Source organism: Deinococcus depolymerans, from assembly GCF_039522025.1.
In the GTDB taxonomy this organism is placed as follows: Bacteria; Deinococcota; Deinococci; order Deinococcales; family Deinococcaceae; genus Deinococcus; species Deinococcus depolymerans.
Map to the genome: position 1 here is coordinate 1 of NZ_BAAADB010000015.1, position 25,117 is coordinate 25,117.

The 25,117-nt window shown below is 71.4% G+C and carries 26 protein-coding genes; 12 read left to right on the top strand and 14 right to left on the bottom strand.

Annotation, left to right across the window (positions count from 1 at the left end):
* The first annotated feature begins 251 nt into the window (after positions 1 to 251).
* On the top strand, positions 252 to 1,196 hold the full coding sequence (locus tag ABDZ66_RS09475) for an ROK family protein (RefSeq protein ID WP_425544418.1): 945 nt from the start codon (positions 252 to 254) through the stop codon (positions 1,194 to 1,196).
* On the opposite strand, the gene ABDZ66_RS09480 is transcribed toward ABDZ66_RS09475, so the two are convergent.
* Positions 1,173 to 1,421, bottom strand: coding sequence for a hypothetical protein (locus ABDZ66_RS09480; RefSeq protein ID WP_343758158.1), 249 nt, complete (start codon positions 1,419 to 1,421; stop codon positions 1,173 to 1,175). The genes ABDZ66_RS09475 and ABDZ66_RS09480 overlap by 24 nt on opposite strands.
* Positions 1,422 to 1,663: 242 nt before the next feature.
* On the opposite strand from ABDZ66_RS09480, the gene ABDZ66_RS09485 reads away from it, so the two are divergent.
* From ABDZ66_RS09485 to ABDZ66_RS09500, 4 genes are all read left to right on the top strand, one after another.
* Positions 1,664 to 3,241, top strand: a complete 1,578-nt coding sequence (locus ABDZ66_RS09485) for an L-glutamate gamma-semialdehyde dehydrogenase (protein WP_343758160.1) — start codon at positions 1,664 to 1,666, stop codon at positions 3,239 to 3,241.
* Positions 3,242 to 3,352: 111 nt separating this feature from the next.
* Positions 3,353 to 3,853, top strand: a complete 501-nt coding sequence (locus tag ABDZ66_RS09490; protein ID WP_343758162.1) for a DinB family protein — start codon at positions 3,353 to 3,355, stop codon at positions 3,851 to 3,853.
* Entirely contained in the window at positions 3,850 to 4,356 is a 507-nt protein-coding gene (locus tag ABDZ66_RS09495; protein WP_343758164.1) for a dCTP deaminase/dUTPase family protein, read from the top strand. The genes ABDZ66_RS09490 and ABDZ66_RS09495 overlap by 4 nt, the downstream gene beginning before the upstream one ends.
* 51 nt (positions 4,357 to 4,407) lie before the next feature.
* A complete protein-coding gene (locus ABDZ66_RS09500; RefSeq protein ID WP_343758166.1) occupies positions 4,408 to 5,700 on the top strand; it encodes an aminotransferase family protein in 1,293 nt (430 codons plus the stop codon).
* Positions 5,701 to 5,990: 290 nt separating this feature from the next.
* Here ABDZ66_RS09500 and ABDZ66_RS09505 read toward each other — a convergent pair whose 3' ends face one another.
* Positions 5,991 to 7,451 carry a class-III pyridoxal-phosphate-dependent aminotransferase gene (locus ABDZ66_RS09505; RefSeq protein WP_343758168.1) on the bottom strand — a complete coding sequence of 487 codons (1,461 nt, stop codon included), beginning with the start codon at positions 7,449 to 7,451 and terminating at the stop codon, positions 5,991 to 5,993.
* A gap of 57 nt (positions 7,452 to 7,508) precedes the next feature.
* Positions 7,509 to 7,820, bottom strand: a complete 312-nt coding sequence (locus ABDZ66_RS09510) for a rhodanese-like domain-containing protein (RefSeq protein WP_343758170.1) — start codon at positions 7,818 to 7,820, stop codon at positions 7,509 to 7,511.
* Positions 7,821 to 7,901: 81 nt separating this feature from the next.
* On the opposite strand from ABDZ66_RS09510, the gene ABDZ66_RS09515 reads away from it, so the two are divergent.
* Both ABDZ66_RS09515 and ABDZ66_RS09520 read left to right on the top strand, forming a co-directional pair.
* Complete coding sequence (locus ABDZ66_RS09515) at positions 7,902 to 8,225, top strand: rhodanese-like domain-containing protein (RefSeq protein ID WP_343758172.1); 324 nt, start codon at positions 7,902 to 7,904, stop codon at positions 8,223 to 8,225.
* Entirely contained in the window at positions 8,222 to 8,542 is a 321-nt protein-coding gene (locus ABDZ66_RS09520; RefSeq protein WP_189063855.1) for a metal-sulfur cluster assembly factor, read from the top strand. Before ABDZ66_RS09515 ends, ABDZ66_RS09520 begins: the two co-directional genes overlap by 4 nt.
* Before the next feature lie 202 nt (positions 8,543 to 8,744).
* Here the strand turns inward: ABDZ66_RS09520 and ABDZ66_RS09525 are convergent, their stop codons facing one another.
* The 3 genes from ABDZ66_RS09525 to pepF all read right to left on the bottom strand — a co-directional run bounded on the left by ABDZ66_RS09525 (position 8,745) and on the right by pepF (position 12,041).
* Positions 8,745 to 9,428 (bottom strand): zinc metallopeptidase, encoded by a 684-nt coding sequence (locus ABDZ66_RS09525; RefSeq protein ID WP_343758176.1) that lies wholly within the window; start codon positions 9,426 to 9,428, stop codon positions 8,745 to 8,747.
* 270 nt (positions 9,429 to 9,698) lie between these two features.
* Entirely contained in the window at positions 9,699 to 9,974 is a 276-nt protein-coding gene (locus ABDZ66_RS09530) for a stage V sporulation protein S (RefSeq protein WP_343758178.1), read from the bottom strand.
* A 255-nt stretch (positions 9,975 to 10,229) separates the two neighbouring features.
* A complete protein-coding gene (gene pepF, locus ABDZ66_RS09535; protein ID WP_343758180.1) occupies positions 10,230 to 12,041 on the bottom strand; it encodes an oligoendopeptidase F in 1,812 nt (603 codons plus the stop codon).
* Positions 12,042 to 12,120: 79 nt separating this feature from the next.
* Here pepF and ABDZ66_RS09540 point away from each other — a divergent pair, with 79 nt between their 5' ends.
* Entirely contained in the window at positions 12,121 to 13,356 is a 1,236-nt protein-coding gene (locus ABDZ66_RS09540; RefSeq protein WP_343758182.1) for an MFS transporter, read from the top strand.
* A gap of 76 nt (positions 13,357 to 13,432) precedes the next feature.
* On the opposite strand, the gene trpA is transcribed toward ABDZ66_RS09540, so the two are convergent.
* The 6 genes from trpA to ABDZ66_RS09570 all read right to left on the bottom strand — a co-directional run bounded on the left by trpA (position 13,433) and on the right by ABDZ66_RS09570 (position 17,970).
* Positions 13,433 to 14,251, bottom strand: a complete 819-nt coding sequence (gene trpA, locus ABDZ66_RS09545) for a tryptophan synthase subunit alpha (RefSeq protein WP_343758184.1) — start codon at positions 14,249 to 14,251, stop codon at positions 13,433 to 13,435.
* Positions 14,248 to 15,522 (bottom strand): tryptophan synthase subunit beta, encoded by a 1,275-nt coding sequence (trpB, locus tag ABDZ66_RS09550; RefSeq protein ID WP_343758186.1) that lies wholly within the window; start codon positions 15,520 to 15,522, stop codon positions 14,248 to 14,250. Before trpB ends, trpA begins: the two co-directional genes overlap by 4 nt.
* A 129-nt stretch (positions 15,523 to 15,651) precedes the next feature.
* Positions 15,652 to 16,572: a tRNA glutamyl-Q(34) synthetase GluQRS gene (gluQRS, locus tag ABDZ66_RS09555; RefSeq protein ID WP_343758188.1), complete on the bottom strand. Its 921-nt coding sequence runs from the start codon at positions 16,570 to 16,572 to the stop codon at positions 15,652 to 15,654.
* Between the two features lie 13 nt (positions 16,573 to 16,585).
* Positions 16,586 to 17,089: a hypothetical protein gene (locus tag ABDZ66_RS09560; RefSeq protein WP_343758190.1), complete on the bottom strand. Its 504-nt coding sequence runs from the start codon at positions 17,087 to 17,089 to the stop codon at positions 16,586 to 16,588.
* Between the two features lie 2 nt (positions 17,090 to 17,091).
* Entirely contained in the window at positions 17,092 to 17,337 is a 246-nt protein-coding gene (locus tag ABDZ66_RS09565; RefSeq protein ID WP_343758192.1) for a hypothetical protein, read from the bottom strand.
* 24 nt (positions 17,338 to 17,361) lie between these two features.
* Entirely contained in the window at positions 17,362 to 17,970 is a 609-nt protein-coding gene (locus ABDZ66_RS09570; protein WP_343758194.1) for a nucleotide-binding protein, read from the bottom strand.
* Positions 17,971 to 18,050: 80 nt separating this feature from the next.
* Between ABDZ66_RS09570 and ABDZ66_RS09575 the strand changes: the two genes are divergently transcribed.
* The 3 genes from ABDZ66_RS09575 (at position 18,051) to ABDZ66_RS09585 (ending at position 20,481) form a co-directional block, all read left to right on the top strand.
* Positions 18,051 to 18,293: a hypothetical protein gene (locus ABDZ66_RS09575; protein ID WP_425544419.1), complete on the top strand. Its 243-nt coding sequence runs from the start codon at positions 18,051 to 18,053 to the stop codon at positions 18,291 to 18,293.
* A gap of 47 nt (positions 18,294 to 18,340) precedes the next feature.
* Entirely contained in the window at positions 18,341 to 19,192 is an 852-nt protein-coding gene (locus tag ABDZ66_RS09580) for a PIG-L deacetylase family protein (RefSeq protein WP_343758195.1), read from the top strand.
* A gap of 191 nt (positions 19,193 to 19,383) precedes the next feature.
* The gene (locus ABDZ66_RS09585; protein WP_343758197.1) at positions 19,384 to 20,481 is read left to right on the top strand and encodes a BMP family lipoprotein; all 1,098 of its coding nucleotides are present in this window, start codon (positions 19,384 to 19,386) and stop codon (positions 20,479 to 20,481) included.
* 306 nt (positions 20,482 to 20,787) lie between these two features.
* Here ABDZ66_RS09585 and ABDZ66_RS09590 read toward each other — a convergent pair whose 3' ends face one another.
* Complete coding sequence (locus ABDZ66_RS09590) at positions 20,788 to 21,924, bottom strand: protease complex subunit PrcB family protein (RefSeq protein WP_343758199.1); 1,137 nt, start codon at positions 21,922 to 21,924, stop codon at positions 20,788 to 20,790.
* 84 nt (positions 21,925 to 22,008) lie between these two features.
* On the bottom strand, positions 22,009 to 23,682 hold the full coding sequence (locus tag ABDZ66_RS09595) for a DNA repair protein RecN (RefSeq protein WP_343758201.1): 1,674 nt from the start codon (positions 23,680 to 23,682) through the stop codon (positions 22,009 to 22,011).
* Positions 23,683 to 23,884: 202 nt separating this feature from the next.
* Here ABDZ66_RS09595 and ABDZ66_RS09600 point away from each other — a divergent pair, with 202 nt between their 5' ends.
* Positions 23,885 to 25,000, top strand: a complete 1,116-nt coding sequence (locus ABDZ66_RS09600) for an alginate biosynthesis protein AlgP (RefSeq protein ID WP_343758203.1) — start codon at positions 23,885 to 23,887, stop codon at positions 24,998 to 25,000.
* Positions 25,001 to 25,117 lie beyond the last annotated feature (117 nt).

Sequence of the window (25,117 nt, forward strand, 5' to 3'; positions counted from 1 at the left end):
ACGGCAGGCAGCTCAGAATGCTGAAAAGTACGTCCTGACCGGGATGGAGCAGGACGGACTCCTGCTTAAGGCCGCGTGACACGACATCGGCAGGGAAGTGGAAACTCTTGGTTAACAGATCGGTGGGTTGGCGGGGTGCGAACGGAACAGACGGCCGTCCGGATGACGGGTTGCGGGCGTGGGCGGCGGATCGGCCTTCTGGGCGGGCGCCTGAGGCCCGGCGTTCTGGCGGCCCGTGACACAATGCCCGCGTGACCCACGACCGCATCATGTCTGCCCTGACCACGCCGTCTGCCTCTCCGCTGCTGGCGCTGGATATCGGCGGCACCAGCATGCGGGCGGCGCTGGTCGAGGCGGGCGGGCGTGTGCTGGAACGGCTGGAAACCCGCACGCCCCGCCCGGCCACGCCGGACGCGGTGCTGGCGGCCATGACGGAACTGGCCGCGCCGCTGGCCGGGCAGGCGGGCGCGGTGGGTGTGGCCTGTGCGGGCGCGGTGGCTGCCGGGCGGGTCACGGCGACGGCGGCGCACACCTTTCCCGGCTGGACGGACGTGCCGCTGGCCGCGCGGCTGGGCCTGGGGCTGGGGTTGCCGTGCGCGGCGCTGAACGACGCGCGGGCCGCCGCGTGGGGTGAGGCGCGGGCCGGGGCGGGGCGCGGCGTGAACGAGTTCATGTTCGTGACGGTCAGTACCGGGGTGGGCGCGGGACTGGTGCTGGGTGGGCGGCTGCACCTGGCCGGGAACGGCCTGGACGCCGAGCTGGGGTTCGTGAGTGTGCCGGCGGCGTGGGGGCCGGGCGCCCAGGTGCCGGGGCTGGGGCGGCTGGGGCCGCTGGAGTTCGAGTCGAGTGGCACGGCGCTGGGCGCGCAGGCGGCGGCGCTGGGCTTCGGGGACGCGCGGGCGCTGTGCGACGCGGCGGACGCCGGGGATGGGCGGGCGCTGGAGGTGACGGGCCGCGCGGCGGCGCTGCTGGCCTGGAAGTGCGCGGACGTGGCGGCGCTGCTGGGCGTCACGCGGGTGGCGTTCGGCGGGAGCGTGGGCCTGCGCGCCGGGTTCCTGGGGCAGGTGCGCGCGGCGCTGGAGGCCTTCCCGGAGCGGTACCGACCCGAGCTGGTGCACGCGGCGCTGGGCGCGGACGCGGGACTGATCGGCGCGGCGTTGTGGGCAGGCGCGTCAGGTGGGGCCGCCCAGGGGTGAGCGGGCGGCGACGATCCAGCCGTCCTGCACGGTCGGGAACGGGGCCTGAAGCAGCGTGACCAGCAGGCGTTCCTCGCCCGGCGGCGTGGTGACGGGGTGCCAGTGGCCGGCGCACTGAACCTGAATGCAGTAGCGGCCGCTGCCGGGGTCCGGCTGCACGTGGTAGTTGCCGATGGGGTGGGTGCCGCTGGGCAGGGTGGGGACGTGCAGGGCAGGGATGGGCATGCGGGAACCTCCTGTCGGGGGTGGGGTGACGGGGTCATGGTGGCGGGCAGGGCGTGACTGGCGCGTGACTGCGGGTCATCAGCCCCCTCACGCCACTTTTCAATTGCAAGGTTTCCGGGCCACTTCTGGACTGCCGCTCAGGCCGCCGGGCCAGTTTTCTGCCGTCTGACAGCGTGTTTACGGTCCCCCTTGCGGCGTGTTAGCCTCACGGCACTTCAACCCGCACGACCCAAAGGAGACCGATGACCACCACCCATCTGGAAGGCCTGCTGCCTTTCGAGCACGAACCGTACCACGCCTTTCAGGACGAGGCGGTCGCCGCCCGCCAGCGCGACGCCTTCCGGGCCGTGCGTGAGGCGTACGTGGGCCGCACCTTCCCGCTGATCGTCGCTGGACAGGAAGTCCAGGGGGACGGCACCTTCGCCGTACGCAACCCCGCCGACACCCGCGAGACGCTGTGGCACTTCCAGAACGCCACGCCCGCGCAGCTGCAGCAGGCCGTGGCGGCGGCGCAGGCCGCCTTCCTGGAGTGGCGCCGCACCGACCCGCTGCAACGCGCCAGCATCTTCAAGCGGGCCGCCGATCTGCTGCGCGCCCGCCGCATGGAATTCAACGCGGTCATGACGCTGGAGAACGGCAAGAACTGGGCCGAGGCGGACGGCGAGGTGGCCGAGTCGGTGGATCACTTCGAGGTCTTCGCGCGTGAAACGCTGCGCTGGGCGCAGGGCAAGGCCGTGTACCCCATGCCGGACGAGCACGTGACCACCGTGTACGAGCCGCTGGGCGTGGTGGCCTGCATCAGCCCGTGGAACTTCCCGAGCGCGATTCCGCTGGGCATGGCGCTGGGCGCGCTGGCCGCCGGGAATACGGTGCTGTGGAAACCTGCCGGGGAGACGCCGCTCTCGTCGTACCTGATGGTCGAACTGCTGTTCGAGGCGGGCCTGCCCCGGAACGCCGTGCAGTTCCTGACCGGCACGGACGACGTGCTGGGCGACCCGCTGGTGGACCATCCGGGCGTGCGGATGATCGCCTTCACCGGCAGCAAGGAGATCGGCTGCCGCATCTACGAGCGGGCCGCGCGGGTGCAGCCGGGCCAGCGGTGGCTCAAGCGCGTGATCGCCGAGATGGGCGGCAAGGACCCCACGGTCGTGTGTGCGGACGCGGACATCAAGGCCGCCGCGACCGGCATCGTGCAGGCCGCGTTCGGGTACAGCGGCCAGAAGTGCAGCGCCTGCTCCCGCGTGATCGCGGAAGACAGCGTGTACGACGACCTGCTGGCCCGCGTGACCGAGAAGACCCGCGCCCTGACGGTCGGCCTGCCCGAGGAGAACGCCGCCATCGGCCCGGTCATCCATCAGGGCAGCGCCGACCGCATCGCGCAGTTTGTCGAGGCGGGCCGCACGACCGCGCGGCTGGTGCTGGGCGGAGACACGCCCGACACCGGGGACCGCGTGGGCGGCTACGTCTCCCCCACCCTGTTCGCGGACGTGGACCCGGCCGATCCGCTGTTCCAGCAGGAGATTTTCGGGCCGGTCCTGACCTTCACCCGCGCCCGCGACTGGGAACACGCCATCGAACTGGCGAACGACTCCGAGTACGGCCTGACCGCCGCGTTCTACTCGCGCGACCCGCACAAGATCGCGGTGGCCCGCCGGGACATGCACGTGGGGAACCTGTACATCAACCGCAAGTGCACGGGCGCCCTGAGCGGCACGCACGCCTTCGGCGGGTACGGCATGAGCGGCACGAACGCCAAGGTCGGCGGCCCCGACTACCTGTTCTGGTTCCTGCAGACCAAGACCGTCGCCCAGCGGTACTGACCGGGGCGTGCGGCGCCTGATCCGCAGCGGCAGGCCCGGTCCGCTGCGGGTGAGGACTATGCGGCCGTCCCGTGACCTCTGCCCCGCGCATTTTCTGGAACACTAGGCCCCATGACTGATCCGAACCGTACCGAACGAACCCAGATGGCCTTCGCGCGCCTGCTGCCCAAACTGTTCCGGGGTGGGCAGGCCTTCGTGGGCGTCGAGGCGTCCCTGAGCAGCCTGGACGCCGACATGGCCACCACCCGCCCGGCGGGCCTGCCGCACTCGGTGGCGGAACTCGTGGCGCACGTGAACTGGTGGAACCGCTGGATGCTGGACATCATCGAGATGGGCGAGGCGCAACCCTACCCGAAACACGCCGCCGAAACGTGGCCGGTGGTGGCCAGTGAGGACTGGCCGCGCGTGAAGAACGAGTTCTACGAGCTGCTGGCCCGCATCGACCCGCACGCCGCCCGGCCGGACCTCGCGAACCCCGTGAACCACGAGGAGACCATCGGGGAACTGCTGGCCGACATGGCGCTGCACACCGCGCATCACTTCGGGCAGGTCGTGACGGTCCGGCAGGCGCTGGGGGCGTGGCCGCCCGCCGGTGGGGGCGACACGTGGTGAGCAGCCCGGACGTACTGACGGCCCCGGTCGAGGCGGCCCGGCCCGCCCGCACCCGTGGCTTCGAGGTGGTCGCGGCCGCGCACCGCGTTCACCCGGACGCGCCCATCACGCTGCCCCGGCGCGGGTCGCGGCAGGCGGCCGGGTACGACTTCTTCACGCCGGTGGCGTTCACGGTGCCGCCCGGCGGGCGCGTGGTGGTCGCCACGGACGTGAAGGCGTTCATGGGGCCGGGCGAGGTGCTGTCCATCTACCCGCGCTCGTCGGTGGGGATGCGGGCGGTCATGATCACGAACACGGTCGGCATCATCGACGCGGACTTCCACGGCAATCCCGGCAACGACGGGAACATCCGTATCGCCCTGCACAACCTGGGCGACGAGGCGTACTCGGCGCAGGCCGGGGACCGCTTCGCGCAGGGCGTCTTCAGCGCATACCTGCTGGCCGACGGTGACGACGGCAGCGCCCCCACCCGCACGGGCGGGCACGGCCACACCGGCCGCTGACCTCCCCTCCTTCCAGACACTCTCTCTCTTTGCGCACAAGGAACCCAGCCCATGTCGAACGTGTTCTACCGCAGCCGCAAGCCGTACCCGACCGCCGTTTCCGCGGGCGGGGTGTTCATTCAGGACGATCAGGGTCGCTCGTACCTGGACGGGTCGTCCGGGGCGCTCGTGGCGAACGTGGGGCACGGGCGCACCGAGGTGGCGCAGGCCATGGCGGAGCAGGCGGCGCGGCTGGCGTTCGTGCACGGCTCGCAGTTCTCCAGTGACGTGCTCGAAACGTACGCCTCGCGGCTGACCGGGTTCCTGAACCTGCCCGGTTACCGCTTCTGGGCGGTGTCGGGCGGGTCCGAGGCGAACGAGAGTGCCATCAAGCTCGCGCGGCAGTACCACGTCGAGCGGGGCGAACCGGGGCGCTTCCGGGTGGTCACGCGCGTGCCCAGTTACCACGGCGCGAGCCTGGGGGCGCTGGCCGCGTCGGGCATGGGTGCGCGGCGCGAGGTGTACGTCCCACTGATGCGCCCGGACGCGTGGCCGAAACTGCCGAAACCCGACCCGTCCCTGAGCGGCGAGGCCGACGCCGAACGTCTGCGGGCCCTGCTGGAGAAGGTCGGACCGGAGTCGGTCGCGGCGTTCATGTGCGAGCCGGTGGTGGGCGCGTCGGACGCGGCGCTCGCCCCGAACGCCGGGTATCACGCCCGGATTGCCCAGATCTGCCGGGAGTACGGCGTGCTGTTCATCGCGGACGAGGTCATGGCGGGCATGGGCCGCTGCGGGGCGCCGCTCTCCGTGCGCCTGCACGACCCGCAGGTCACGCCGGACCTCGTGGTGCTCGGCAAGGGACTGGCCGCCGGGTACGCGCCCCTGGCCGGCGTGATGGCCTCCGCGCAGGTGTTCGACACGGTCATGAACGGCAGCGGCGCGTTCAAGCACGGCTTCACGTACGCCGGGCATCCGGTCAGCGTGGCGGCGGGCCTGAGCGTGCTGGACATCGTGGAGCGCGAGGAACTGGTGCGGGCTGCGCAGGAACGCGGCAAGCAGTTGCTTGACGGCCTTCGCGCCCTGCAGGGCCGCCACCCCGGCGTGCTGGAGGTGCGCGGGCACGGCCTGCTGCTGGGCGTGATCCTGGGTGACCCCGCCACCGGGCAGCCACATGCCACCCCCGGCGTGGCCGAGCGGGTCGCCGCTGCCGCCCGCGACGCCGGGCTGCTCACGTACCCCGGCAGCGGCGCGCTCGACGGCGTGCGCGGCGACCACCTGCTGCTGGGGCCGCCCCTGAGCATCACAACGGGCGAGGTCACGCTGCTGCTGGAGCGGCTGGACACGGCGCTGGAACGCGGGTTGTAAAGCGGCAGTACCTGTAAAACGGATTCCGTCTGTTTCGTTGACAACCCGGCAGGGCACCGGGTTGCCAACTCCACGCCCGGAGGGGCGCCCTGCTCCTACTCGCATCTGCTCGGATGGAACGGTTTTTGCAAACCATTCCATCCGAGTCCGTCTTATACGGACTGCCGTTTGTTTCGCCGACAATCCGGAACTTCACCGGATTGCCAGCTCCACGTCCGGAACCCGTTTCTCTCTTTCTCGCATCCGCTCGGATTGAACGGGCTTTGCAGCCCATTCAATCGGAGTCCGTATTACCCGTCGCTGGGCGTGCGTTTCTTGGGTTTGCTGGCGGCGAACGCGGCGAGGCGGGCCGTGACCTGCGGGGGCGTGCGGGTCAGCAGGTCGCGGGCGTTCGGGTGGGTCTGCACGAAGGCCTCCACGCGGCCGATCATGGTGTCGAACACGTCCTGCGGCATGTCCAGTGCCGGGGTCAGGCGCACCGTGCGTTTGCTGCTGAGGCTGAGGTTCGCCATGACGCCCGCGCCGTGCAGTTCGCGCAGCGCGAGGATGGCGGTCGCCTCGAACACCAGTTCCTTGAGGGCGCCGGGCAGGGGCACCCCGACCATCGGCTGGAACTGCAGGGCGAACAGCATGCCCTGCCCACGCACCGCCTGCAGCAGTTTCGGGAAGCGTACCTGGAGGGCCTGGAGGCGCGCGAGACCCTCTGCGCCCAGGCGGGCGCTGCGGGCGGGCAGGTCGTTCTCGATGAGGTACTCCAGGCTTTTCATGCCGACGGCCATGGCGAGGGAGCCGCCGCCGAAGGTGTTGCTGTGGCGTTTGCTGCTCAGGCCGCCCAGCATCTTCTTGTAGATGGGCGCGCGGACGATGGTGGCGCCCACGGCGGTCATGCCGCCGCCCAGCGGTTTGGCGAGCGTGATGATGTCGGCGTCCAGGCCCTGCGCGGCCGATTCGAACCAGTGGCCGGTGCGGCCCAGGCCGGTCTGGATCTCGTCGGCGATGACGGTGATGCCGTGCTGGCGGCACAGTTCGCCGACGCCGCGCAGGAACCCGGCGGGCGGGATGTTCACGCCGCCCTCGCCCTGGATGGGTTCAATCACGACGCAGCCCACGTTGTCCGGGCCGACCCGGCGGATCAGGGTGCGCAGGGCGTCCAGGTCGCCGTAGGGGCTGGTCAGTGCGCCCGGCACGAGCGGCCGGAAGATGTCCTGGTACTCGGGGTTCGGCGTGAGGCTCAGGCTGCCGAGCGTCTTGCCGTGGTACCCGCTGGCGAACGAGATCTGGAATTTCGCTTTCGGCCTCCAGGCCTTGGCGAATTTCAGGGCGCCCTCGACGGCCTCGGTGCCGCTGGAGCAGAAGAACACCTGACTGTCCGCGTGGCTGGGCAGTTCGCGGGCCAGCAGCCGCACGAGGTTCGCTTCCAGCGCGGCGCGCCACGGGCCGGTGCTCTGCTGCGGGAGGCTCATGGCGCGGTTCTCGCGCAGGAACGCCTGCATGAACTCCGTGATGGCGGGCGGCATGTCCCCGAAGGGCGTGGCGGCGTATCCGCTGGCGTTGATGCGGCGCACGCCCCGCTCGTCCTCCAGTTCCCAGGGCGTGACGCGGCTGAACGGCCCGGCGAGGCCGAGCACGTCCAGGCCGTACAGGAGTTCCTCGTTGCCGTGCGCGAGTTCCAGGCGGCGCACGTCGGCGCCACTCAGGCGCCCTTCGAGCACGTCGCTGGTCGTGATGAAACCGGGGGGCAGAACAGACATGGGACGCAGTCTAGCCGCGTGAGCCGTGAGACGCGCCGCCTGCGTCCCGCCCGGCCCTCAGGACCCGGACGGTGGCAGTGCCCTCAGCAGGGCCGGGACGCCGCCGGGGTAGGCGCGGGCGTCCAGACCGTCGGTGTTCAGGTAGCGGGCGGCCAGGGTGCTGCGCACGCCCCGTTCGCACAGGACCAGCAGCGGCCCGAGGTCGCGGGTCAGGCCGTGCGTGCCGTTCTCGATGTCGTCCAGGCTGAGCACACGCACGGGCCGGCCGGTCAGGTCCGCGAGGGACGGGGAACGCAACGCCTCGGGGCGCAGGTCGATCAGGGTCACGCCGTCGGGCAGCGAGGAGGGCGGGGGGGCGGGCGGGGTCATGCCCGCAGCATAGGGGGGCGCGGGGCGGGCTCGGGGGTGGCGGGCACATTCACGGGCCCGCACTCGGCTATGCTGGCCCGCATGGAAGACATCTCTCCGCAGGAAGGGCAGCGCCGCGTGCAGGCCGGGGCGCTGCTGGTGGACGTTCGCGAGCCGAACGAGTTCGAGGAAGTGCACGCCGACGGCGCCACGCTGATTCCCCTCAGTGAGTTCGAGGCGCGCTTCGCGGAACTCCCGAAGGACCGCGAACTGGTCATGATCTGCCGCAGCGGCGCCCGCAGCGCCCGCGCCGGGGAGTACCTGCAGGCGCAGGGGTACGCGCAGGTCGTGAACCTCGCCGGGGGTACCCTGGCCTGGGTGAACGAGGGGCTGCCCACCGCGACCGGCCCGGAGGTCCGCCAGTGACGCTGCCCACCGAGGCGCAGGTCCTGGAGGCCCTGAAGGTCGTCAAGGACCCGGAAATTCCCGTGAACGTGGTGGACCTGGGCCTGATCTACGGCGTGGACATCGCCGAGAGCGGACTGATCGACATCACCATGACCCTGACGAGCGTGGGTTGCCCGGTGCAGGACCTGATCCGCGCGGACGCCGAGATGGCCGTCAGTCGCCTGGACGGCGTGACCGAGGTGAACGTGGAGTTCGTGTGGACGCCGCCATGGGGTCCGGACAAGATGACCGACGACGGCAAGCGCCAGATGCGCATGTTCGGCTTCAACGTCTGATCCGGACTCCGATTGAATGGGCTGCAAAGACCATTCAATCCGAGCGGATGCGAGCAGGAGAAAAACGGGTTCCGGACGTGGAGCTGGCAATCCGGTGAACTTCCGGATTGTCGGCGAAACAAACGGAATCCGTCTGATCCGGACCGACCTGTAGCAGGAAGCCCCCGACACCAGAGGTCGGGGGCTTCTCGTGTGGGGGGGGTCAGCTGCGGTTGCGGGCCAGACCCAGCACGTTCAGGAACTGCGCGAGGGCCATGGCGAACCCGGCGACGTAGGTCAGGGCAGCGGCGGTCAGGACGGCCTGCGCGCCCTTGTGCCCTTCGGCGCTGCCGGTCAGGTTGCCGGCTTGGAGGTACGCCAGGGCGCGGCGGCTGGCGTCGAATTCGACCGGCAGGGTGATCAGGTGGAACAGCAGCGCCGCTCCGAACAGGATCACGCCGACCCAGATCAGGCCCGTGAGTTGCAGGGCGATCCCGGCCATCAGCAGCCACGGGGCGAGGTTCATGCCGAGGTTCAGGGGCACGGCGAGGCGGCCGCGCAGCAGCAGGGCGGGCATGCGGACCCGGTCCTGGATGGCGTGTCCGACCTCGTGTGCGGCGACGGCCATGGCGCTCACGCTGGGGACGCCGTACACGCCCTCGCTGAGGTTCACGGTCTTGCGGATGGGGTCGTAGTGGTCGCTGAGGTGGCCGGGAACGGCGTTGACGGGCACGTGGCCCAGGCCGTTGGCGTCCAGCATCAGGCGGGCCACATCGGCGCCGGTCAGGTTGCGGGGGTTGCGGACCTGACTCCAGCGGCTGTACGTGCGGGTCAGGTAGCCCTGAATCAGCATGGACGCCACGAACACGAGCAGGATCAGGGGGGTGTAGGGGCCTAAGAGTTCCATGTGGCACTTCCTCCTGCCCTCAATCTAAGCGCCACGCACTCAGATTTTATGAGACGCAGCTCAGGACGAGGGCAGAGTTCGGCGGCCCGGATCACCCCCCACCCCATACGGACTGCCGTCTGTTTGTTGACGGCGCGGAACCCCACCGAGCTGTCAACGCCACGCCCGGAGGGGCGTTTCTCTGCTGCCCGCTCTGCGGCGCAGCTCTCCGAGTCCGCTCGGATTGAAAAACGCACCCGGCAGGACACCGGGCACGCGGGACTGGACGGTTCAGGCAGGAGGGGCCGGAATGGCACGCACCGTGAACTTGACGGCGGTGCGTTCCTCCTGCGGGGTTTCGAGTTTCACGAATTCCGGCTGTGCGACCAGATCAAGCAGATCCCCGGTCAGGTATCCGCGGGCGATGGCCAGGGCCTTGACGGCCTGGTTCACGGCGGCCGGGCCGATGGCCTGCATCTCCACCTGCCCCTGCGAGCGCAGCAGCGCAGCGATGGCACCAGCGATGGCGTTGGGACGTGAAGTGCCGGAGACACGCAGGGTTTCCAAGATGGGACTCTCCTCTCTGAAGCTCAAAGCCCCTTCATTCTATGTTCATCAAATTGGTCAATACAATTCCCCCGCTAAGCGGTGGCCGTTCCCCCCGGTGGGGGGCTTTCGCCGCCGCTTCTCCTGCCCTCCCGGCCCTTCCTCCTCTTTCCGTCGTCTGGCCGTCGTCTGGCGGGCACTGCCATCCGCACGCCAGGCGGGTGGCGGGAGCCCCCGCCCCTCTCCCTGCCCCCTCCTCCCGCTCCTGCAGTGCGCTCAGCGGCGCGCGGCGAGCAGTTCTTCCAGGCGGGCCACGTAGCCTTCCAGGGTGCGGAAGGTCGCCTGGACGGGCGCGGGGCTCAGCATGTCCACGCCGGCCTCGCGCAGCGCGTCGATGGGGTCCTGGCTGCCGCCGGACCGCAGGAAGCGCAGGTAGTTCTCACGGGCGGCGTCCGGGTCGCCCGCGAAGGTCTCCAGGAGCTGGTGCGCGGCGCTGATGCCGGTCGCGTACTGGTACGCGTAGAAGTTGGCGTACAGGTGCGTGCTGAACTGCGCCCACAGGCTGCCGCTGCGTTCGCGGTCCATGGTCACGCCGTCCCCGTAGCCCTGGGCGAGCAGGTCGGCGGTCAGGGTGTTCAGGTCCGGGGCGCTCAGGGTGCCGCCCGCCTCGATGCGGCGGTACGCTTCGAGTTCGAAGGCGGCCAGGGTCGGCATGATGAAGAAGTACCGGTGGAAGTTCGACAGGGCCTCCTCGATGATCTGCACCTCGAAGGTCGTGTCACCGCTCTCACGGGCCTGTTTCAGCAGGTGGGCGCGCACCATCGCCTGATCGAAGTTACTGGCGACCTCGGCGTGGAACAGCGTGTAGCGCGGCACCGAGTACGGGTGCTCGCGCATGGACAGCAGCGAGTGCATGGAGTGCCCGATCTCGTGGGCCAGGGTGCTGTAGCTGTTCATGGTGCCGTTCCAGGTCATGAAGATGAAGGGTTTGACGCGCCCGCCGCCGTTGCTGTACGCGCCCTGGCGTTTGCCGTCGTTCTCGGCGTAGTCCACCCAGCGTTCGGTGGTCAGGCCGGCGCGCATGTCGGTCACGTACGCCTCGCCCAGCGGGGCCATGCCCTGGCAGATCCAGTCCACCGCCTGCGCGTAGCTGACCTGACGCGGCTCGACGAGCGCGGCCTTCACGTCGTACTCGCGCAGTTCGTTCAGGCCCAGCCACTCGCGGCGCACCCGCCAGTAACGGTGCCAGACCGGGGTGTTGGCGCGGTACGTGTCGAGCAGGGTGGTGACCACCTCGGTCGGGATGCGGTCCGGGGCCAGGGACGCCGTGATCGCGTCCGGGTAGCGGCGGGCGCGGGCCAGGAACACGCTCTGGCGGATGTTCGTGGCGTACATGGCCGCCTGCGAGTGCTGCGCGGCGAGGTGCGCGTCGGCGTAGTTCTCCCAGGCCTCGCGGCGCACCTCGCGGTCCGGGTGGGAGGTCAGGCGGTCCACGTTGCCCTGCGTGATCTTCTCGCCGCCCGCCGTGCCGAAACGCAGGTCCATGTTCGCCAGGGTGGGGTGAATGCCGCGTTCGGACGCGAAGGGCGCCTGCACCGCGCCCAGCAGTTCCTCGACCTCGGCGCTGCGGACGTGCGGTTTGCCGCGCAGGATGCGTTCGAGCCGCACCCGCTGGTCCGCGAAGTCCGGGCGGTCCAGCCAGCCGCGCACCATGGCCCCGTCCAGCGCGAGGAGTTCCGGGCGGTAGAAGGCCGTCACGCTGCCGTACCGGGCGCCCAGGCCACTGGCGCGGTCGCGGCGCGCGGCGGCCACGGCGTCCCGGCCGTCCACGCTGGCGGTCATGCCCGCGTACGACATGAAGCGCGTGAGGCGCAGTTCGACCTCGTCGGCTGCCGCGAGGTACGCCAGCAGGCCCTCCGGCGTGCCGAGGCGTCCGGCGTGGGCGGCCAGGGCGTCCACGCCGGCAGCGATGCCCGCCTCGTCGGCCTCCCAGGCGTCGGGCGTGGCGTACAGGGCCTCGATGTCCCAGGTCTGCTCGCGGGGAACGTCCTGCCGGCGCGGCAGCTCCTTGATCGATTCAGGGGTCATGCCGGAGGCTAGCACCTCCTCACGGTCTCGCCGGCCGCAGGGCGGCTACAGTGGTCCGGATGAACGGACGGCCCCCCGCATGACCACCCCCCTGACCTCTCCCGCGCCCCCCGCCCGACCCGGCCTGGGCGCCATGCTGCGCCTCCCGCACGCCACGGGCCTGGCGCTGAGCGTCTTTCTGCTGGGCTTCGGGCTGTCGCTGGCCGTGCCGTACCTCGCGCTGTACGCCGTGAACCGCGCCGGCATGACCCCCTTCCAGATCGGGGTGTTCCTCACGCTGAACGCCGTGTCGGCCGTGGTGGTCGCCACGCTCCTGGCCCGCTGGAGCGACCGGCTGCCCAACCGCAAACCCATCGTGATGGCCACCCTGGCCGCCGGGGCCGCCGCGTACACCCTGATCAGCGTCACGCCGCACTTCGCGGGCCTGCTGCTGATCGGCTCGCTGCTGCTGTCGCTGGGGGCCGCCGCATTCCCGCAGGTGTTCTCGTTCGCGCGCGCCAGTCTGAACGACACGCCGGGCGAACTGGCCGACCGGGCCATGACGGTGCTGCGCAGCGTGTTCAGCCTGTCGTGGGTGGTCGGCCCCGGCCTGGGCGCCCTGCTGCTCGGCGAGAACGACTATCACGCCGTGTTCCTCGCGGCCGCCGCCTGCTTCGCGCTGGCGGCGCTGCCGCTGATCCGCGTGCCGGGCCGCCGGCCCCAGCCCACGCCGGGCATCACGCCGGACCTGCCGGACACGCCCCGGCCGGCCGCGCGGCGCGCTGTCGCGCTGGGCGCCCTGGCCTTCGTGCTGTACGGCATGAGCATGCAGATGGGCATGGCGATGTTCCCGCTGTTCGTCACCGAGACGCTGGGCGGCACCGCCGGCGAGGTCGGGCTGCTGGTCGGCCTGTGCGCCCTGCTGGAGATTCCGGTGATGCTGGCGCTGGTGACGGTGCGGCGCCTGCCGGGCGTGCCCACCCTGATCGCGGCCGGCATGGGCCTGTTCGTGCTGCACTTCGCGCTGATCGTCCTCGCCCACGGCCTGCCGGCCCTGATCGCCGCCCAGGTCATCCGCGCGGTCGTGCTGGCCATCCTGGCGGGCCTGGGGATGACGTACTTCCAGACGCTGATGCCCGGCCGGTTCAGTGCCGCCACGACGCTGTTCGCCAACACGGGCAGCGTCGGCGGGATGCTCAGCGGCGTCACGTCCGGCGTGGTCGCCCAGACCTTCGGGTACCGCAGCGTGTTCGTGGTGTGCGCCGCGCTGACCCTGCTGGGGTTCGCGGTCATGACCTGGACCAACCGCCGCGCGGCCCGCGCCGCGCCGGCCTGACCGCACGCCCCCCAGCAGCCGGAAGCCACCTGGGATACGCCCCGGCAGCCCGGCTGCTTCTGCTACGGACTGCCGTTCAGCCCTTGTGGCAGCCGTCCGCGATGCTGGCAGCCAGCGCGCCGACATCCTGGCCGTTGCGCACGGCGTTGATGAAGGCGCTGCCGACGACCACGCCGTCCGCGACCTGCGCGACCTGATGGGCGGTCTGGGCGTCGTTCACGCCGAAGCCCACGGCGACCGGCACGCGGGCGTACTGGCGGGCCAGGGCCAGCATGGCGGGCACCTCGCCCAGCGCGGAGCCCTCGCGGGCGCCGGTCACGCCGGTCACGCTGACAGCGTACAGGAAGCCCGTGCAGGCCTCCGCGACGAGTTTCACGCGTTCGGGGGTGCTGGTCGGGGCGATCAGGAAGGTCACGGCGATGCCGTGCTCGGCGGCGAGGTCCGCGATTTCCAGGTCCTGGTCGGGCGGCAGGTCCGGGAGGATCAGGCCGTCCACGCCGGCCTCCTGGGCCAGCCGCATGAACTCGCGCGGCCCGACGGCGTAGATGGGGTTCACGTAGGTCATGATCACGATGGGCGTGTCGTGCCGGGCGCGCAGGTCCCGGACCAGCCGCAGGGTGTGGCGGGTGCTGGTGCCGCCGCCCAGCGCCTGCTCGCTGGCCCGCTGGATGGTGGGGCCGTCGCCGAGGGGATCGCTGTAGGGAATGCCGACCTCGAGGATGTCGGCGCGTGCCAGCAGGGCGTCCGCGACGGCGGGGAACCCTTCGGCGGTGGGGTAGCCGGCGGTCATGAAGGGAATGAAGGCGGCGCGGCCCTGCTGCGCGGCGCGGGCGAAGGCGGCGTGCAGGCGCGCGGCGCCGGGAGTGGTGGCTGTGGTGGGGGTGGGGACGCTCATGCCTGGACCTCCGGGCGGGCGTGCAGGGTGCCGGGGGTGCTGCTCTGACCGGCGGGCAGGGACAGCAGGCGCATGACCTCGGCCACGTCCTTGTCGCCGCGGCCCGAGAGGTTCACGACGACCGTCTGGTCGGGGCGCATGGTCCGCGCGAGTTCCACGGCGTGGTGCAGGGCGTGCGCGGTTTCCAGCGCGGGGATGATGCCCTCGAGGCGGGTGCACAGCTGCAGGGCGTCCATGGCCTGCGCGTCCGTGACGGGCACGTACTCGGCGACGCCCGTCTCGGAGTACAGGCAGTGTTCGGGGCCGATGCCGGGGTAGTCCAGGCCGGCGCTGATGGAGTGCGGCGGGACGATCTGGCCCTCGTCGTCGTTCAGCAGGTACATCATGGCGCCGTGCAGGACGCCCACGCGGCCGCCCGCGACGCTCGCGGCGTGCCGGCCGGAATCCACGCCCTCACCGGCGGCCTCGGTGCCGATCAGCCGGGGACGCTCGCCTTCCGGCAGGTACGCGAACGGCGCGAAGATGCCGATGGCGTTGCTGCCGCCGCCCACGCAGGCGACGATGGCGTCCGGCACGGGGCGGCCCTCCAGGGCCTGGTGCTGCACCTTGACTTCCTCGCCGATGACGCTCTGGAAGTCGCGGACCATGGCGGGGTACGGGTGCGGGCCGACGACGCTGCCCAGGATGTAGAAGGTGTCGCGGACGTTCGTGACCCAGTCGCGGATGGCCTCGTTGGTGGCGTCTTTCAGGGTGCTGGTGCCGCTGGTGACGGCGCGGACCTCGGCGCCGAGGAGTTTCATGCGGAACACGTTCAGTTCCTGGCGGCGGATGTCCTCGGCGCCCATGTACACCACGCAGTCCAGGCCGAGCAGGGCGGCGGCGGTGGCGCTGGCGACGCCGTGCTGGCCGGCGCCGGTCTCGGCGACGACGCGCTGCTTGCCCATGCGCCTGGCGAGCAGGGCCTGCGCGAGGCAGTTGTTGATCTTGTGGGCGCCGGTGTAGTTCTGGTCCTCGCGTTTGAGGTAGATCTTCGCGCCGCCGGCGTGGGCCGTGAGGCGCTCGGCGAGGTACAGGCCGCTGGGCCGGCCCACGAAGTCGCGCAGCAGCCGGTCGAGTTCGTTCAGGTACTCGGGGTCCACCTTGGCGGCGGCGTAGGCACGTTCGAGTTCGTCGAGGGCGGGAATGAGCGTTTCGGGCACGTACCGCCCGCCGAAGCGGCCGAAGCGGCCACGTCCGTCGGGTTGCGGGTAGGTGGGAAGGGTCAGGGACATGAACGCAGGGTAGAACTGCCGCTCCGAACGGCCGTTAGGCAAACTTAGACAACTCGTCTAAGTTTGGGCACTCCAGGCCGTTTCCGTCTGACAGGCCCGGACACCCGGCCCGGACCGTGAGAAGCGCTGCTATCCGCCCGCCAGCCGCACCGGCGTTCCTTCCAGCGCCGCGCGCCACAGCGGGAGCAGGTCCGCCGCTTCCACCTCGTCCGGGACCGCCCAGCCCAGACTGCGGGCCAGCTGCGCCCGCACCCCCGCGGCGCTCTCCCCCGCCTCGCGCAGTGCCGACACGGGCGGCGCCCCCCCGCGCTTGGCCAGCCGCTCGCCCCGGTAATCGGTCATCAGCGGCACGTGCAGGTAGCGGGGCGTCGGGACGCCCAGCGCCGCCTGCAGGGCCACCTGCCGCGGGGTGGCAGTCCACAGGTCCGCGCCGCGCAGCACGTCGGTCACGCCCGCCGCCGCGTCATCCACCACCACCGCCAGGTGATAGGCGTACACGCCGTCGTTGCGGCGCAGCACCAGATCACCCACGTCCGCGCGCAGGTCCTGGCAGAGCGTCTGCCCACTCAGCCGGTCCCGGGCGCACACCCGCGCGTCCGGCACGCGCCAGCGCAGCGCCGCCGGCCGCTCCGGGTGCCGCGCCGCGGGATCGCGGCAGGTTCCGGGGTACACCGGCTCCGCCCCGTGCGGCGCCCCCGCGCTGTCCTGCACGGCGGCCAGCACCTCGCGCCGGGTGCAGGTGCAGGGATAGGTGTCCAGGCGCGCGGCGGCCTCGCGGTAGCGGTCCAGCTGCCGCGACTGCACGCTCTCGGCGTCCCAGTCCAGGCCCAGCCACTCCAGGTCACGGCGGATCAGGTCGTAGGCCCAGGGACGCACCCGCCCAGTGTCCAGGTCCTCGAAGCGCAGCAGGTGCCGCCCGCCGGGCGCGCGGGCGTGCAGCCACGCCAGCAGCGCCGTGCGGGCGTTGCCCAGGTGCATGGCCCCGGTGGGGCTCGGCGCGTAGCGGCCCACCACTCCAGCTGTTCCCGGGTTTCCGCGCACCGTCTCCATTCCGGCCTCTGTTCTAGCGCAGGTCGTCCCACACGGCCAGCACGACCGACACGATCAGGGTCGCCAGCGCCAGGAAGGCCACGAAACGCCCCAGCGGGTCCGCGAGGTGCAGGGCGTTCGCCTGCGGGTTCCAGCCGCCCAGCAGCTGCCACCAGTCGTGGGTGTCCGGGTCGCCCGTGATCAGGTCCAGCTGCCGCAGCGGCGCGTCGCGGACGTACGCCGCCACGCCGGCCAGCGAGTGCGCCAGCCACAGGCCCACCACGCCCGCCGCGAAACGGTCACCGCGCCACAGGAACGCGGCGGCGCAGGCCAGCGGGACGGCCACCTGCGCCGCGCTGCCGCCCAGCAGCGTCAGGGTCTCGCCGGCCCAGATCATCAGGACGTGCCCGGCCTCGTGGAACACCAGGTTCACGCCGCCCAGCAGGTCGCCGCGCAGCGGGTTCAGGATGCCCGGCACGGTCAGCCACAGCGCCAGCAGCAGCCCGGCGGCCCGTCCCCACCGCGCGGATGCAGTCACGTTCAGGCGCGTTCGCGCAGCCAGCGCAGCAGCAGGTCCTCGACGAGTTCGCTGACGCTCTCGCCGCCCTCGGCCTTCACCTGCCGCCACACCGCGCGCACGGTCTCCTTGCGCACGTACACCGCCTCGACCCGTTCGGCCGTCTCGCCCTTCTGGCGGCCGTCGGGTTCCGGCGTGACCTTGGCGGGGCGGTCGCGTTTGCCTCCCCTGCGCTTGCCGCGTCCTTCCAGGTAGTCGAAGCGGCCCACGTCAGCGCCTCCCGCGCGGGCCGTTCACAGGACCTCGCGGGCCAGGGTCAGGATGTCGTTCCAGGCCGCCTCGGCCCGCGGGTCGCGCACCTCGCCCGCCAGGATGCCCAGCTCGGCGGCCTTCTGGTAGGCCGCGTAGTGCCGCACCAGGGCGTTGCAGACGGTCACGCCATCCTCGCGCAGGTCCTCGCGGGCCTCCTCGGCGGCGCGGCCGACCGGGGGCACGCGGGTCAGGACCACGCGGGTCTTGCGGGCGGCGTCCTCGCCGGACAGGAAATCCAGCAGTTCGCGGGTGGCTTCCAGCTCCAGCGGGGACACGCCGCTGGGCACCAGGATCCGGTCGGTGCGTTCGGCCAGCTGCCGCAGGTCCTTGCGGCGCGGGCGGCCCTCGGTGTCCAGGATGATCAGGTCGAAGGCGGCCAGCCGTTTGGGTTTCACGTCGTCGGCGGCCATCACCGGGAACGGCAGGCGGCCGGACCGCGCGGCCCAGCGCAGGCTGCTGCCCACCCGGCCGTCCTCGTCGATCAGCAGCACCGACCGTCCCTCCGCGTGCGCCGCCCCGGCGAGATGCACGGCCAGGGTGCTCTTGCCCACGCCTCCCTTCTCGGATGTGATGGCCACCACCTTCGTCATGCGTCCGAGCGTAGCAGACACCCCCGGCGGGCCGTGTCAGGCCCCCGCCGCCCCCCTGTTCAGTGGCGGCGGGGCGCGACATGCTGGAGCGCGTGATCACGCCTGAACAGCTCACCGAGATGGAACGCGCCGAGGTGTACTGGACCGCCCGCGCCCTTCAGGAGCAGGGCAGCCGCTTCTACCGCGCGCTGGGGGCGGCGCTGGAGGCCGCCGACGCCGCCAACCGCCGCCTGATCTACCGCACCTGGCCGGACGCCCTGTGGGACTTCTACCGGCGTGGGCAGCGGCTGGCCGCGCAGGAGGCCGGGCCGGGCAGCGAATAGGAAGGCCGGCACACCCGGTCCCGCCGCCCGCCCGTAGACTGCCCGGCATGACCCACCAGGACGCGCCCGCCCCCGTCAACGCCCACCCCACGCTGCTGGCCGTGTTCGCCCACCCGGACGACGAGGCCTTCAGCGTGGGCGGCACCCTGACGCACTACGCCCGCCGGGGCGTGAACGTGGTCCTGGCCTGCGCCACGCGCGGCGAGGCCGGCAAGATCACGGTGCCCGGCATGACGGTGGATGACCTGGGGGCGCAGCGCGAGCAGGAACTGCGCGAGGCCTGCCGCGCCCTGGAGATCCCGGACCCCGTGTTCCTGGACTACCACGATTCCGGCCGCTACGAACGCACCCGGCACGACGACCCGAAGGCCATGATGAACGTGAACCCCCTGGACGTGGAGGTCAAACTGCGTGACCTGATCGCGCGGGTGCAGCCGCAGGTGATGGTGACCTTCGATCCGCACGGCGGGTACGGGCACGTGGATCACCTGCAGATTCACCGCGCGACCAGTGCGGCGTTCTTCAGCGCGGGGTCCCTGCCGGGTGGCGGTCCGAGGCGGCTGTTCTTCACGGCCATGAGTGTCGAGTCGGCCGCCGGGATCGCGCGGATGGGCGAGGGGCTGGACCCGCTGGTGTACGGCGTGTCCGAGGACACCTTCGCGGTGCGGATGGACGTGTCGGCGTACGCGCAGAACAAACGCGCGGCCCTGGCGGCGCATGGCACGCAGATGGGAGCCGAGAGCCTGCTGGGCCGCATGACGCCCGAGGAACGCCTTGCGATGGAGGACCGCCTGAACCACGAGCAGTTCAGTCTGGGCGGCACGCGCGCCCCGGTCCTCTCGTACCCGCTGCGTGGGCTGTTCGACGGCCTGCAGGGCTTCGAGCACATCGACCGTTGACGGCGCGGGCCGCAGGCGGAACGGGCAGCCGCGGGGCCGGCAAGGCGAGCGTTAAGAACCTCACAAGAGCGGTCCCATCCGTCCGCGCTGTCCACGTGTTTGAGACTCGGGGTGGTCGGGGGGTGGACAGCGCCGGAATTCCGTATACTCTGTTCAAGCAACTCAACTATCCATTTCCCGGAGGAACACCCATGAAGAAGATCCTGACCATTGCCCTTGCCCTGAGCGCCAGCGTCGCCGGTGCCCAGTCCATCCGTGTCGGTCTCGCCTATGACGCGGGCGGCAAGTTCGACAAGAGCTTCAACCAGAGCGCCTACGAGGGCAGCCAGCGCGCCGTGAAGACCCTGGGCATCCAGTCCAAGGACTTCGAGCCCAGCGATCCCAGCCAGGCCGTGCAGGGCATCCGCGCCTTCGCCAACGAGGGCTTCGACCTGACCGTCGGCGTGGGCTTCGCCAACAACGCCAGCATCAGCCAGGTCGCCAAGGAGAACCCCGACCTGTCCTTCGGCCTGATCGACGACATCTCCCCCGAGAAGAACGTCGCCAGCCTGGTCTTCCAGGAAGAGCAGGGCAGCTACCTGGTCGGCTACCTCGCCGCGCTGAACAGCTCCACCGGCGTGCTGGGCTTCGTGGGCGGCATGGATATCCCCCTGATCCACAAGTTCGAGGCTGGTTACACCGCCGGCGCCAAGGCCGCCAACGCCAAGGTGAAGGTCATCGCCCAGTACGTCGGCACCACCCCTGACGCCTGGAACAACCCCGGCAAGGCCAAGGAAATCGCCGGCAGCATGCGCTCCAAGGGCGCCGACATCATCTTCAGCGCCGCCGGCGCCTCCGGCAACGGCGTGATCGACTACATCAAGCAGACCCAGTGCCTCAAGGCCGCGAACCTGCCCAGCGGCGTGAAGTTCAGCACCAACAACTTCGCCAAGCTCGCCAAGAGCGCCTCCTACCAGAAGGCCTGCGCCGGCAACACCCGCCCCATGTTCTTCATCGGCGTGGACAGCAACCAGAACTACCTGGGCGACTTCGACAAGAACCCCGCCACCATGAACCACGGCCTGACCAGCATGCTCAAGCGCGTCGACAACGCCGTCTACGCCCTGATCAAGGACGTCAAGGAAGACAAGTTCAAGGGCGGCGAGCGTCGCTTCGGCCTGAAGGAAGGCGGCGTGGGCTACGCGGTCGACCAGTACAACAAGAACCTGATCACCAGCACCCAGGTGCAGAAGGTCGAGGCTGTCAAGGCCAAGATCATCAGCGGCGCCATCAAGGTTCCCACCAAGTAATCCTGCTCACCGGCCAGCGGCCGGACCGGGGCGACCTTCCCAGGGAGGTCGCCCCCTTCTGCTGGCCCGCTGGTGCCCGGCACGGCGCGGGACAGTGATACGGACTGCCGTTTGTTTCGTTCACAGATCGCAACACCACCGATCTGTGAACTCCACGCCCGGAACCCGCCCAGCTCCTCCTCTGCGGAGCAGCTCTCCGAGTCGCATCCGCTCGGATTGAACGGCTTTGCAAGCCATTCGATTGGAGTGCGTATGAGAAGCCGCCGCTCAGGCCATGACCTGGGCGGCGGCTTCCGGGTGCGCGGGTCAGCGGTTGGTGCCGCCTCCCTCGGCCCGCAGGGGCTGGCCGTTCTCGTCGACGACGTTCACGCGGGTGAAGCTGCCGGGGACGCGCACGATCGCCCAGGGGCTGGTGATGGCCTGCGTGGTGAACGAGTTGGGTGCCGGGGCCTTGACCTGCACGGCCAGCGTCAGGGTGCCGCCGCTGACGCTGGCGCCCGTGACGCGCACGCTGTACCCGCCGGTGGCGCGCTGCCCGAGGAACACGCCGACCAGGGTCGAGCCGTTCAGGGCCGCGGGGGTGGGCACGCCCGTCTGACGGCCGTACGCGGCGGCGTACAGGGTGCGGGCCTCGGCGTCGGTGCGGGCGGTCTGGACGCTCAGGGCCGTGGCGGTGGCCTGCGATCCGGCGGCAATCTCGGTGAAGGTCACGGCGGCTCCTGGGAGGCTCACGGCTGGCGGGGTGCCGCTGCCGGGCAGGGTCGGGCGCTGGGGCGTGCCGGGGGTGGGGCTCACGGCGGTCTGGGTGGGGACGTTCGGCAGCACGTACAGTCCCGTGCGCTGGTACTCGGTGGGGGCGGGTTCCACGGTCAGGGCCGGGTCGGGAATGCCAGCGCTTTCCAGGACGCCCACGGCCAGCGGGCCCTGGCCCAGCAGGGCCTTGCCCAGGGCGGTCGCCTCGGCGCTGCTCAGCTGCCCGGCGCCGTTCAGGCCGTCGCTGCGGGTGCCGGTCACGACGCCGCTGGTGCCGTTCAGTTTCGTCCAGGTCTGCCCGTCCGTGAAGTACACGGCGCTCAGGGCCGCGCCGGGCAGCGGGGTCACGTTGAAGGTGCCGTCGGTGCGGCGGGTCACGCTGAGCTTCTGGGTGGTGGCGGTGGTGGGGGCGCGGTAGGTGGCCTTGCCGTTCACGCTGAGGGTCCCGTCGAGCGCCAGCGGGTCGTTCACCTGGCTGCGCAGGTCGGCGGTGGCCGCGCCGAGCTTCACGCTGCTCTGGCTGCCCTGTCCGAGGGTGCCGTACACCCACACGATGCGTTCCTGGGTGCCGCCGTACAGCAGCGCCTCATGCACGCGCAGGTTACCGGGGGCGGTCATGGTGCAGGCACTCAGGAGGCTGACGCCGAGGAGCGCGGCACCGGGGAGCGTCTTGTGTGGGGTTCGGGTCATGCTGCCCAGCTTAGGCAGCGAGTCTGACCGCCGACTGAAGGTCGCCTTTATCAAAGGCCCACCTCGGCCCCCGTGACGCCGCGCTCAGCTTCCGGCGGGCGCGGCGTGGTCGGGGCCGAGCAGCTCGCGGGCGTGTTGAAGCGCGGCGTCACTGGTGTTCCCGCTGAGCATCCGGGCGATCTCGTGCAGGCGTTCCTCGGGCGGCAGCAGGCGCACGCGGCTGACGGTGCGGCCGTCCTCGACGCTCTTCTCGACCTTGTAATGGTGATCGGCCTGCGCGGCGATCTGCGCGAGGTGCGTGACCACGAACACCTGCCGCGCCTGCGCGAGGTGCCGCAGCTGCGCCGCGACCGCCAGGGCCGCGCCGCCGCCGATACCGGCGTCCACCTCGTCGAACACCACGGCGGGCGTGTCGGCGCCCAGCACGGTGCTGATGGCCAGCATCACGCGGGACAGTTCGCCGCCCGAGGCGACGTCTGCCAGCGGCGCGAGGTCCTCGCCGGGGTTGGCGGTGAAGTGCAGCGTCACGTCGCTCAGGCCGTGCGCGGACGGTTCGGGCAGGGCGTTCAGGTGGAATTCCAGGCGGGCGTGCGGCATGCCGAGCTGCCGGATGACGGCCACCAGCTCGGCGGCCAGCGGCGCGGCGCGGTCCCGGCGGGCGGCGTCGAGGGCTGCCCCGGCGCGCAGGAGGTCGGCGTGCAGGGCGGCCACGTCGGCGTCCAGGGTGCCGGCGTCCTGCTCGTCGCGGGTCAGGGCGGCGAGTTCCTGCTCGACCTGCGCGTGGAAGGTCAGGACGTCCTGCAGGGTGGGGCCGTACTTGGCGCGCAGTTTGCCCAGCGCGCCCAGGCGGGCCTCGACCCGCGCGAGTTCCTCGGGGTCCGGCGCCTGGTCCTCGGCCACGGCGCGCAGTTCGCCGACGACGGCCTGCACGCTGTCGAGCGCCTCGCGCAGTTCGCGTTGCAGCTGCGCGGTCGTCTCGTCGTAGCGGGCGCTGACGTTCAGGGACCGGACCGCCTCGGCCAGGAAGCCCAGGGCGTTCTCCTCGCCGTCGCTGAGCAGCGTGATCGCCCCGGCGGCTCCCTGCGCGATGCTCTCGAGGTTCGCCAGCCGGTTCAGGTCGGCCTGCAGGGGTTCCTCCTCGCCGGGCGTGGGGTTCACCTCGCTGATCTCGGTCGCCTGGAACTGCAGCAGGTCCAGCTGGCGGGCGCGTTCGCGTTCGCTGGCACGCAGCGCTTCCAGGCGGGCGCGGGCGTCGGCCCAGGCGCGGTACGCGGCCGTGTACGCGCCGAGTGCGTCGGGCAGCTGCCGGTCGAGCAGGGCGCGCTGGTTGGCGGGTCCGAGCAGGCTGACGGCGCTGTGCTGCCAGTGGATGGTCAGGCGTCGCTGCGCCCAGTCCTGCAACTCGCGCAGCGCGACGACCTCGCCGTCCAGGCGGGCGGTGCTGCGGCCCTGCGTGGTCACGCGGCGGCTGGCGACGTCGTCCCCCCAGAAGCCGGTCACGAGCAGGTCGTCCTCGCCGGTGCGGATCAGGTCGGTGTTGCTGCGCGAGCCGAGCAGCAGGCCCAGGGCGTCCACGATGATGCTCTTGCCGGCGCCAGTCTCGCCGGTGAAGACGCTCAGGCCGGCGCGGAAGCTCAGGTCGAGCCTGCGGATGGTCGCGAGGTTCCGGACCTCCAGGCGGCTCAGGGACGGTCCCGGGGCGGGCAGCGGTTCGGTCTGGATGGTGGTCTCGTCGCGCGAGCGGGCCTTTCGGGTCACGTTGCCGAGTCTAATGCCTGGGCGGGGGCGGCGATTGGGGCGCAGGCGGGTCTTGCCGCTCCGCGCGGCCGGTCCGAACATGAAACTCTCATTACATTGCGCCCATCCTGCCCTGTCCGGGGGGGGTGAGAATGGCGGCATCGTTCACCCCGGGCGGTCAGACCGGCCCCCGGCACGTGGGTGAGCAGCAAAGGAGCGCAACATGACGAGCGATATGACCGGCGGCGTGAGTAAACGCAGCCTGCTGATGCTGGGGGGCCTCGCCGCCCTGGCGCTGAACAAGGACACCCGCCGCGCCCTGGTCACGGGCAGCCGTGACGTCTGGAGCGGCGCGCAGCACACCCTCCAGGACACCGTGAAGCCGACCATGGCGCACTCGCTGGCGCTGGCGCAGGAACGCTCTCAGGAGCTGGCACTGGAGGCCGCGCGCCGCGGCAGCAGCGCCGCCCAGACCCTGCGCGAGGAGGGCGTGCCGCGCGCCGCGAGTCTGCTGGGCAGCGTCGTGGACGAGGTCGTGAGTGTGGCAGGCGGACTGGCCGGAACGGCAGGCGACCTGGCCGGCGGTCTCAGCGAGGGGGCGCAGCAGGTGACCCGGCAGGGCAGCCGCCGGGCCGGGCAGCTGCTGAGTGCCGCGCACAGGGGCGTCGGGCCGACCCTGGCCGACGCGCAGGGAGCGGGCCTGGAACTCCTGTCGACCGTGCATGACCGCGTGAGCAGCACCCTGCACGAGGCGGCGGACGGCGCGCAGACCCGGCAGCGCCGGCTGGAACGCACGCTGCGTCAGGCGCGCCGGGACGCCGAGAAGGACCTGCTGTCCGGTGGTCGCCGCCTGAAGCCCGCGCAGCTGCAGAGGGCGGTCGACCGCCGGGTCGCGCCTCTGCAGAAGAACCTGACCCGTGAGCTGAAGGTCCTGGAGCGGCAGGCCCGGCAGGCCCGGCGCGATGACCGGGGCGGCGCGCCCGGCGGCCTGGTCGCGCTGGCCGTGATCGGAACCGGCGCGGTCGTGCTGGCCCGCGTGCCCGCCGCGCGGCAGGGCATCCTGAACGCCGTGGAGTCCGTGAATCCGGATGCCGCTCAGGCGCTGCGTCAGGCGGGCCGCAACGCCCGGAACCTGATCGGGACGGCGTGGCTGGAACGGATCGAGGAGAACAAGGCGACCCCGGCGCCGGGAGCCGCGAAGTCCACCCAGGCCGCCACGACCGGGGCCTCCGCCTACGGCGCGGTGGCTCCGGACTCCCCGGCGGCGGCCCGGACCGCGGCGGAGGAAAGCGCGAAGCAGACCGGCGGCGCGGCCAGCCAGGAAGGCAAGAAGGGCTGAACGGCGTGTGCCCGGCGCCCCGCGTGAGGGCGCTGGGATGTGCGGGAAGGACCAGTCCGCCAGGCGGGCAGATGGACGCAGGCAGGGCTGTGCACGGGGCGGCACCGGGAATTCCGG

Coding starts and splice junctions, on each gene's coding strand:
- ABDZ66_RS09485 (WP_343758160.1), top strand. CDS start 1,664: ATGACCACCACCCATCTGGAAGGCCTGCTGCCTTTCGAGCACGAACCG.
- gluQRS (WP_343758188.1), bottom strand. CDS start 16,572: ATGGAGACGGTGCGCGGAAACCCGGGAACAGCTGGAGTGGTGGGCCGC.
- trpA (WP_343758184.1), bottom strand. CDS start 14,251: ATGAGCGTCCCCACCCCCACCACAGCCACCACTCCCGGCGCCGCGCGC.
- ABDZ66_RS09580 (WP_343758195.1), top strand. CDS start 18,341: ATGACCCACCAGGACGCGCCCGCCCCCGTCAACGCCCACCCCACGCTG.
- ABDZ66_RS09490 (WP_343758162.1), top strand. CDS start 3,353: ATGACTGATCCGAACCGTACCGAACGAACCCAGATGGCCTTCGCGCGC.
- ABDZ66_RS09525 (WP_343758176.1), bottom strand. CDS start 9,428: ATGGAACTCTTAGGCCCCTACACCCCCCTGATCCTGCTCGTGTTCGTG.
- ABDZ66_RS09600 (WP_343758203.1), top strand. CDS start 23,885: ATGACGAGCGATATGACCGGCGGCGTGAGTAAACGCAGCCTGCTGATG.
- trpB (WP_343758186.1), bottom strand. CDS start 15,522: ATGTCCCTGACCCTTCCCACCTACCCGCAACCCGACGGACGTGGCCGC.
- ABDZ66_RS09480 (WP_343758158.1), bottom strand. CDS start 1,421: ATGCCCATCCCTGCCCTGCACGTCCCCACCCTGCCCAGCGGCACCCAC.
- ABDZ66_RS09500 (WP_343758166.1), top strand. CDS start 4,408: ATGTCGAACGTGTTCTACCGCAGCCGCAAGCCGTACCCGACCGCCGTT.
- ABDZ66_RS09540 (WP_343758182.1), top strand. CDS start 12,121: ATGACCACCCCCCTGACCTCTCCCGCGCCCCCCGCCCGACCCGGCCTG.
- ABDZ66_RS09575 (WP_425544419.1), top strand. CDS start 18,051: ATGCTGGAGCGCGTGATCACGCCTGAACAGCTCACCGAGATGGAACGC.
- ABDZ66_RS09515 (WP_343758172.1), top strand. CDS start 7,902: ATGGAAGACATCTCTCCGCAGGAAGGGCAGCGCCGCGTGCAGGCCGGG.
- ABDZ66_RS09590 (WP_343758199.1), bottom strand. CDS start 21,924: ATGACCCGAACCCCACACAAGACGCTCCCCGGTGCCGCGCTCCTCGGC.
- ABDZ66_RS09510 (WP_343758170.1), bottom strand. CDS start 7,820: ATGACCCCGCCCGCCCCCCCGCCCTCCTCGCTGCCCGACGGCGTGACC.
- ABDZ66_RS09585 (WP_343758197.1), top strand. CDS start 19,384: ATGAAGAAGATCCTGACCATTGCCCTTGCCCTGAGCGCCAGCGTCGCC.
- ABDZ66_RS09570 (WP_343758194.1), bottom strand. CDS start 17,970: ATGACGAAGGTGGTGGCCATCACATCCGAGAAGGGAGGCGTGGGCAAG.
- pepF (WP_343758180.1), bottom strand. CDS start 12,041: ATGACCCCTGAATCGATCAAGGAGCTGCCGCGCCGGCAGGACGTTCCC.
- ABDZ66_RS09505 (WP_343758168.1), bottom strand. CDS start 7,451: ATGTCTGTTCTGCCCCCCGGTTTCATCACGACCAGCGACGTGCTCGAA.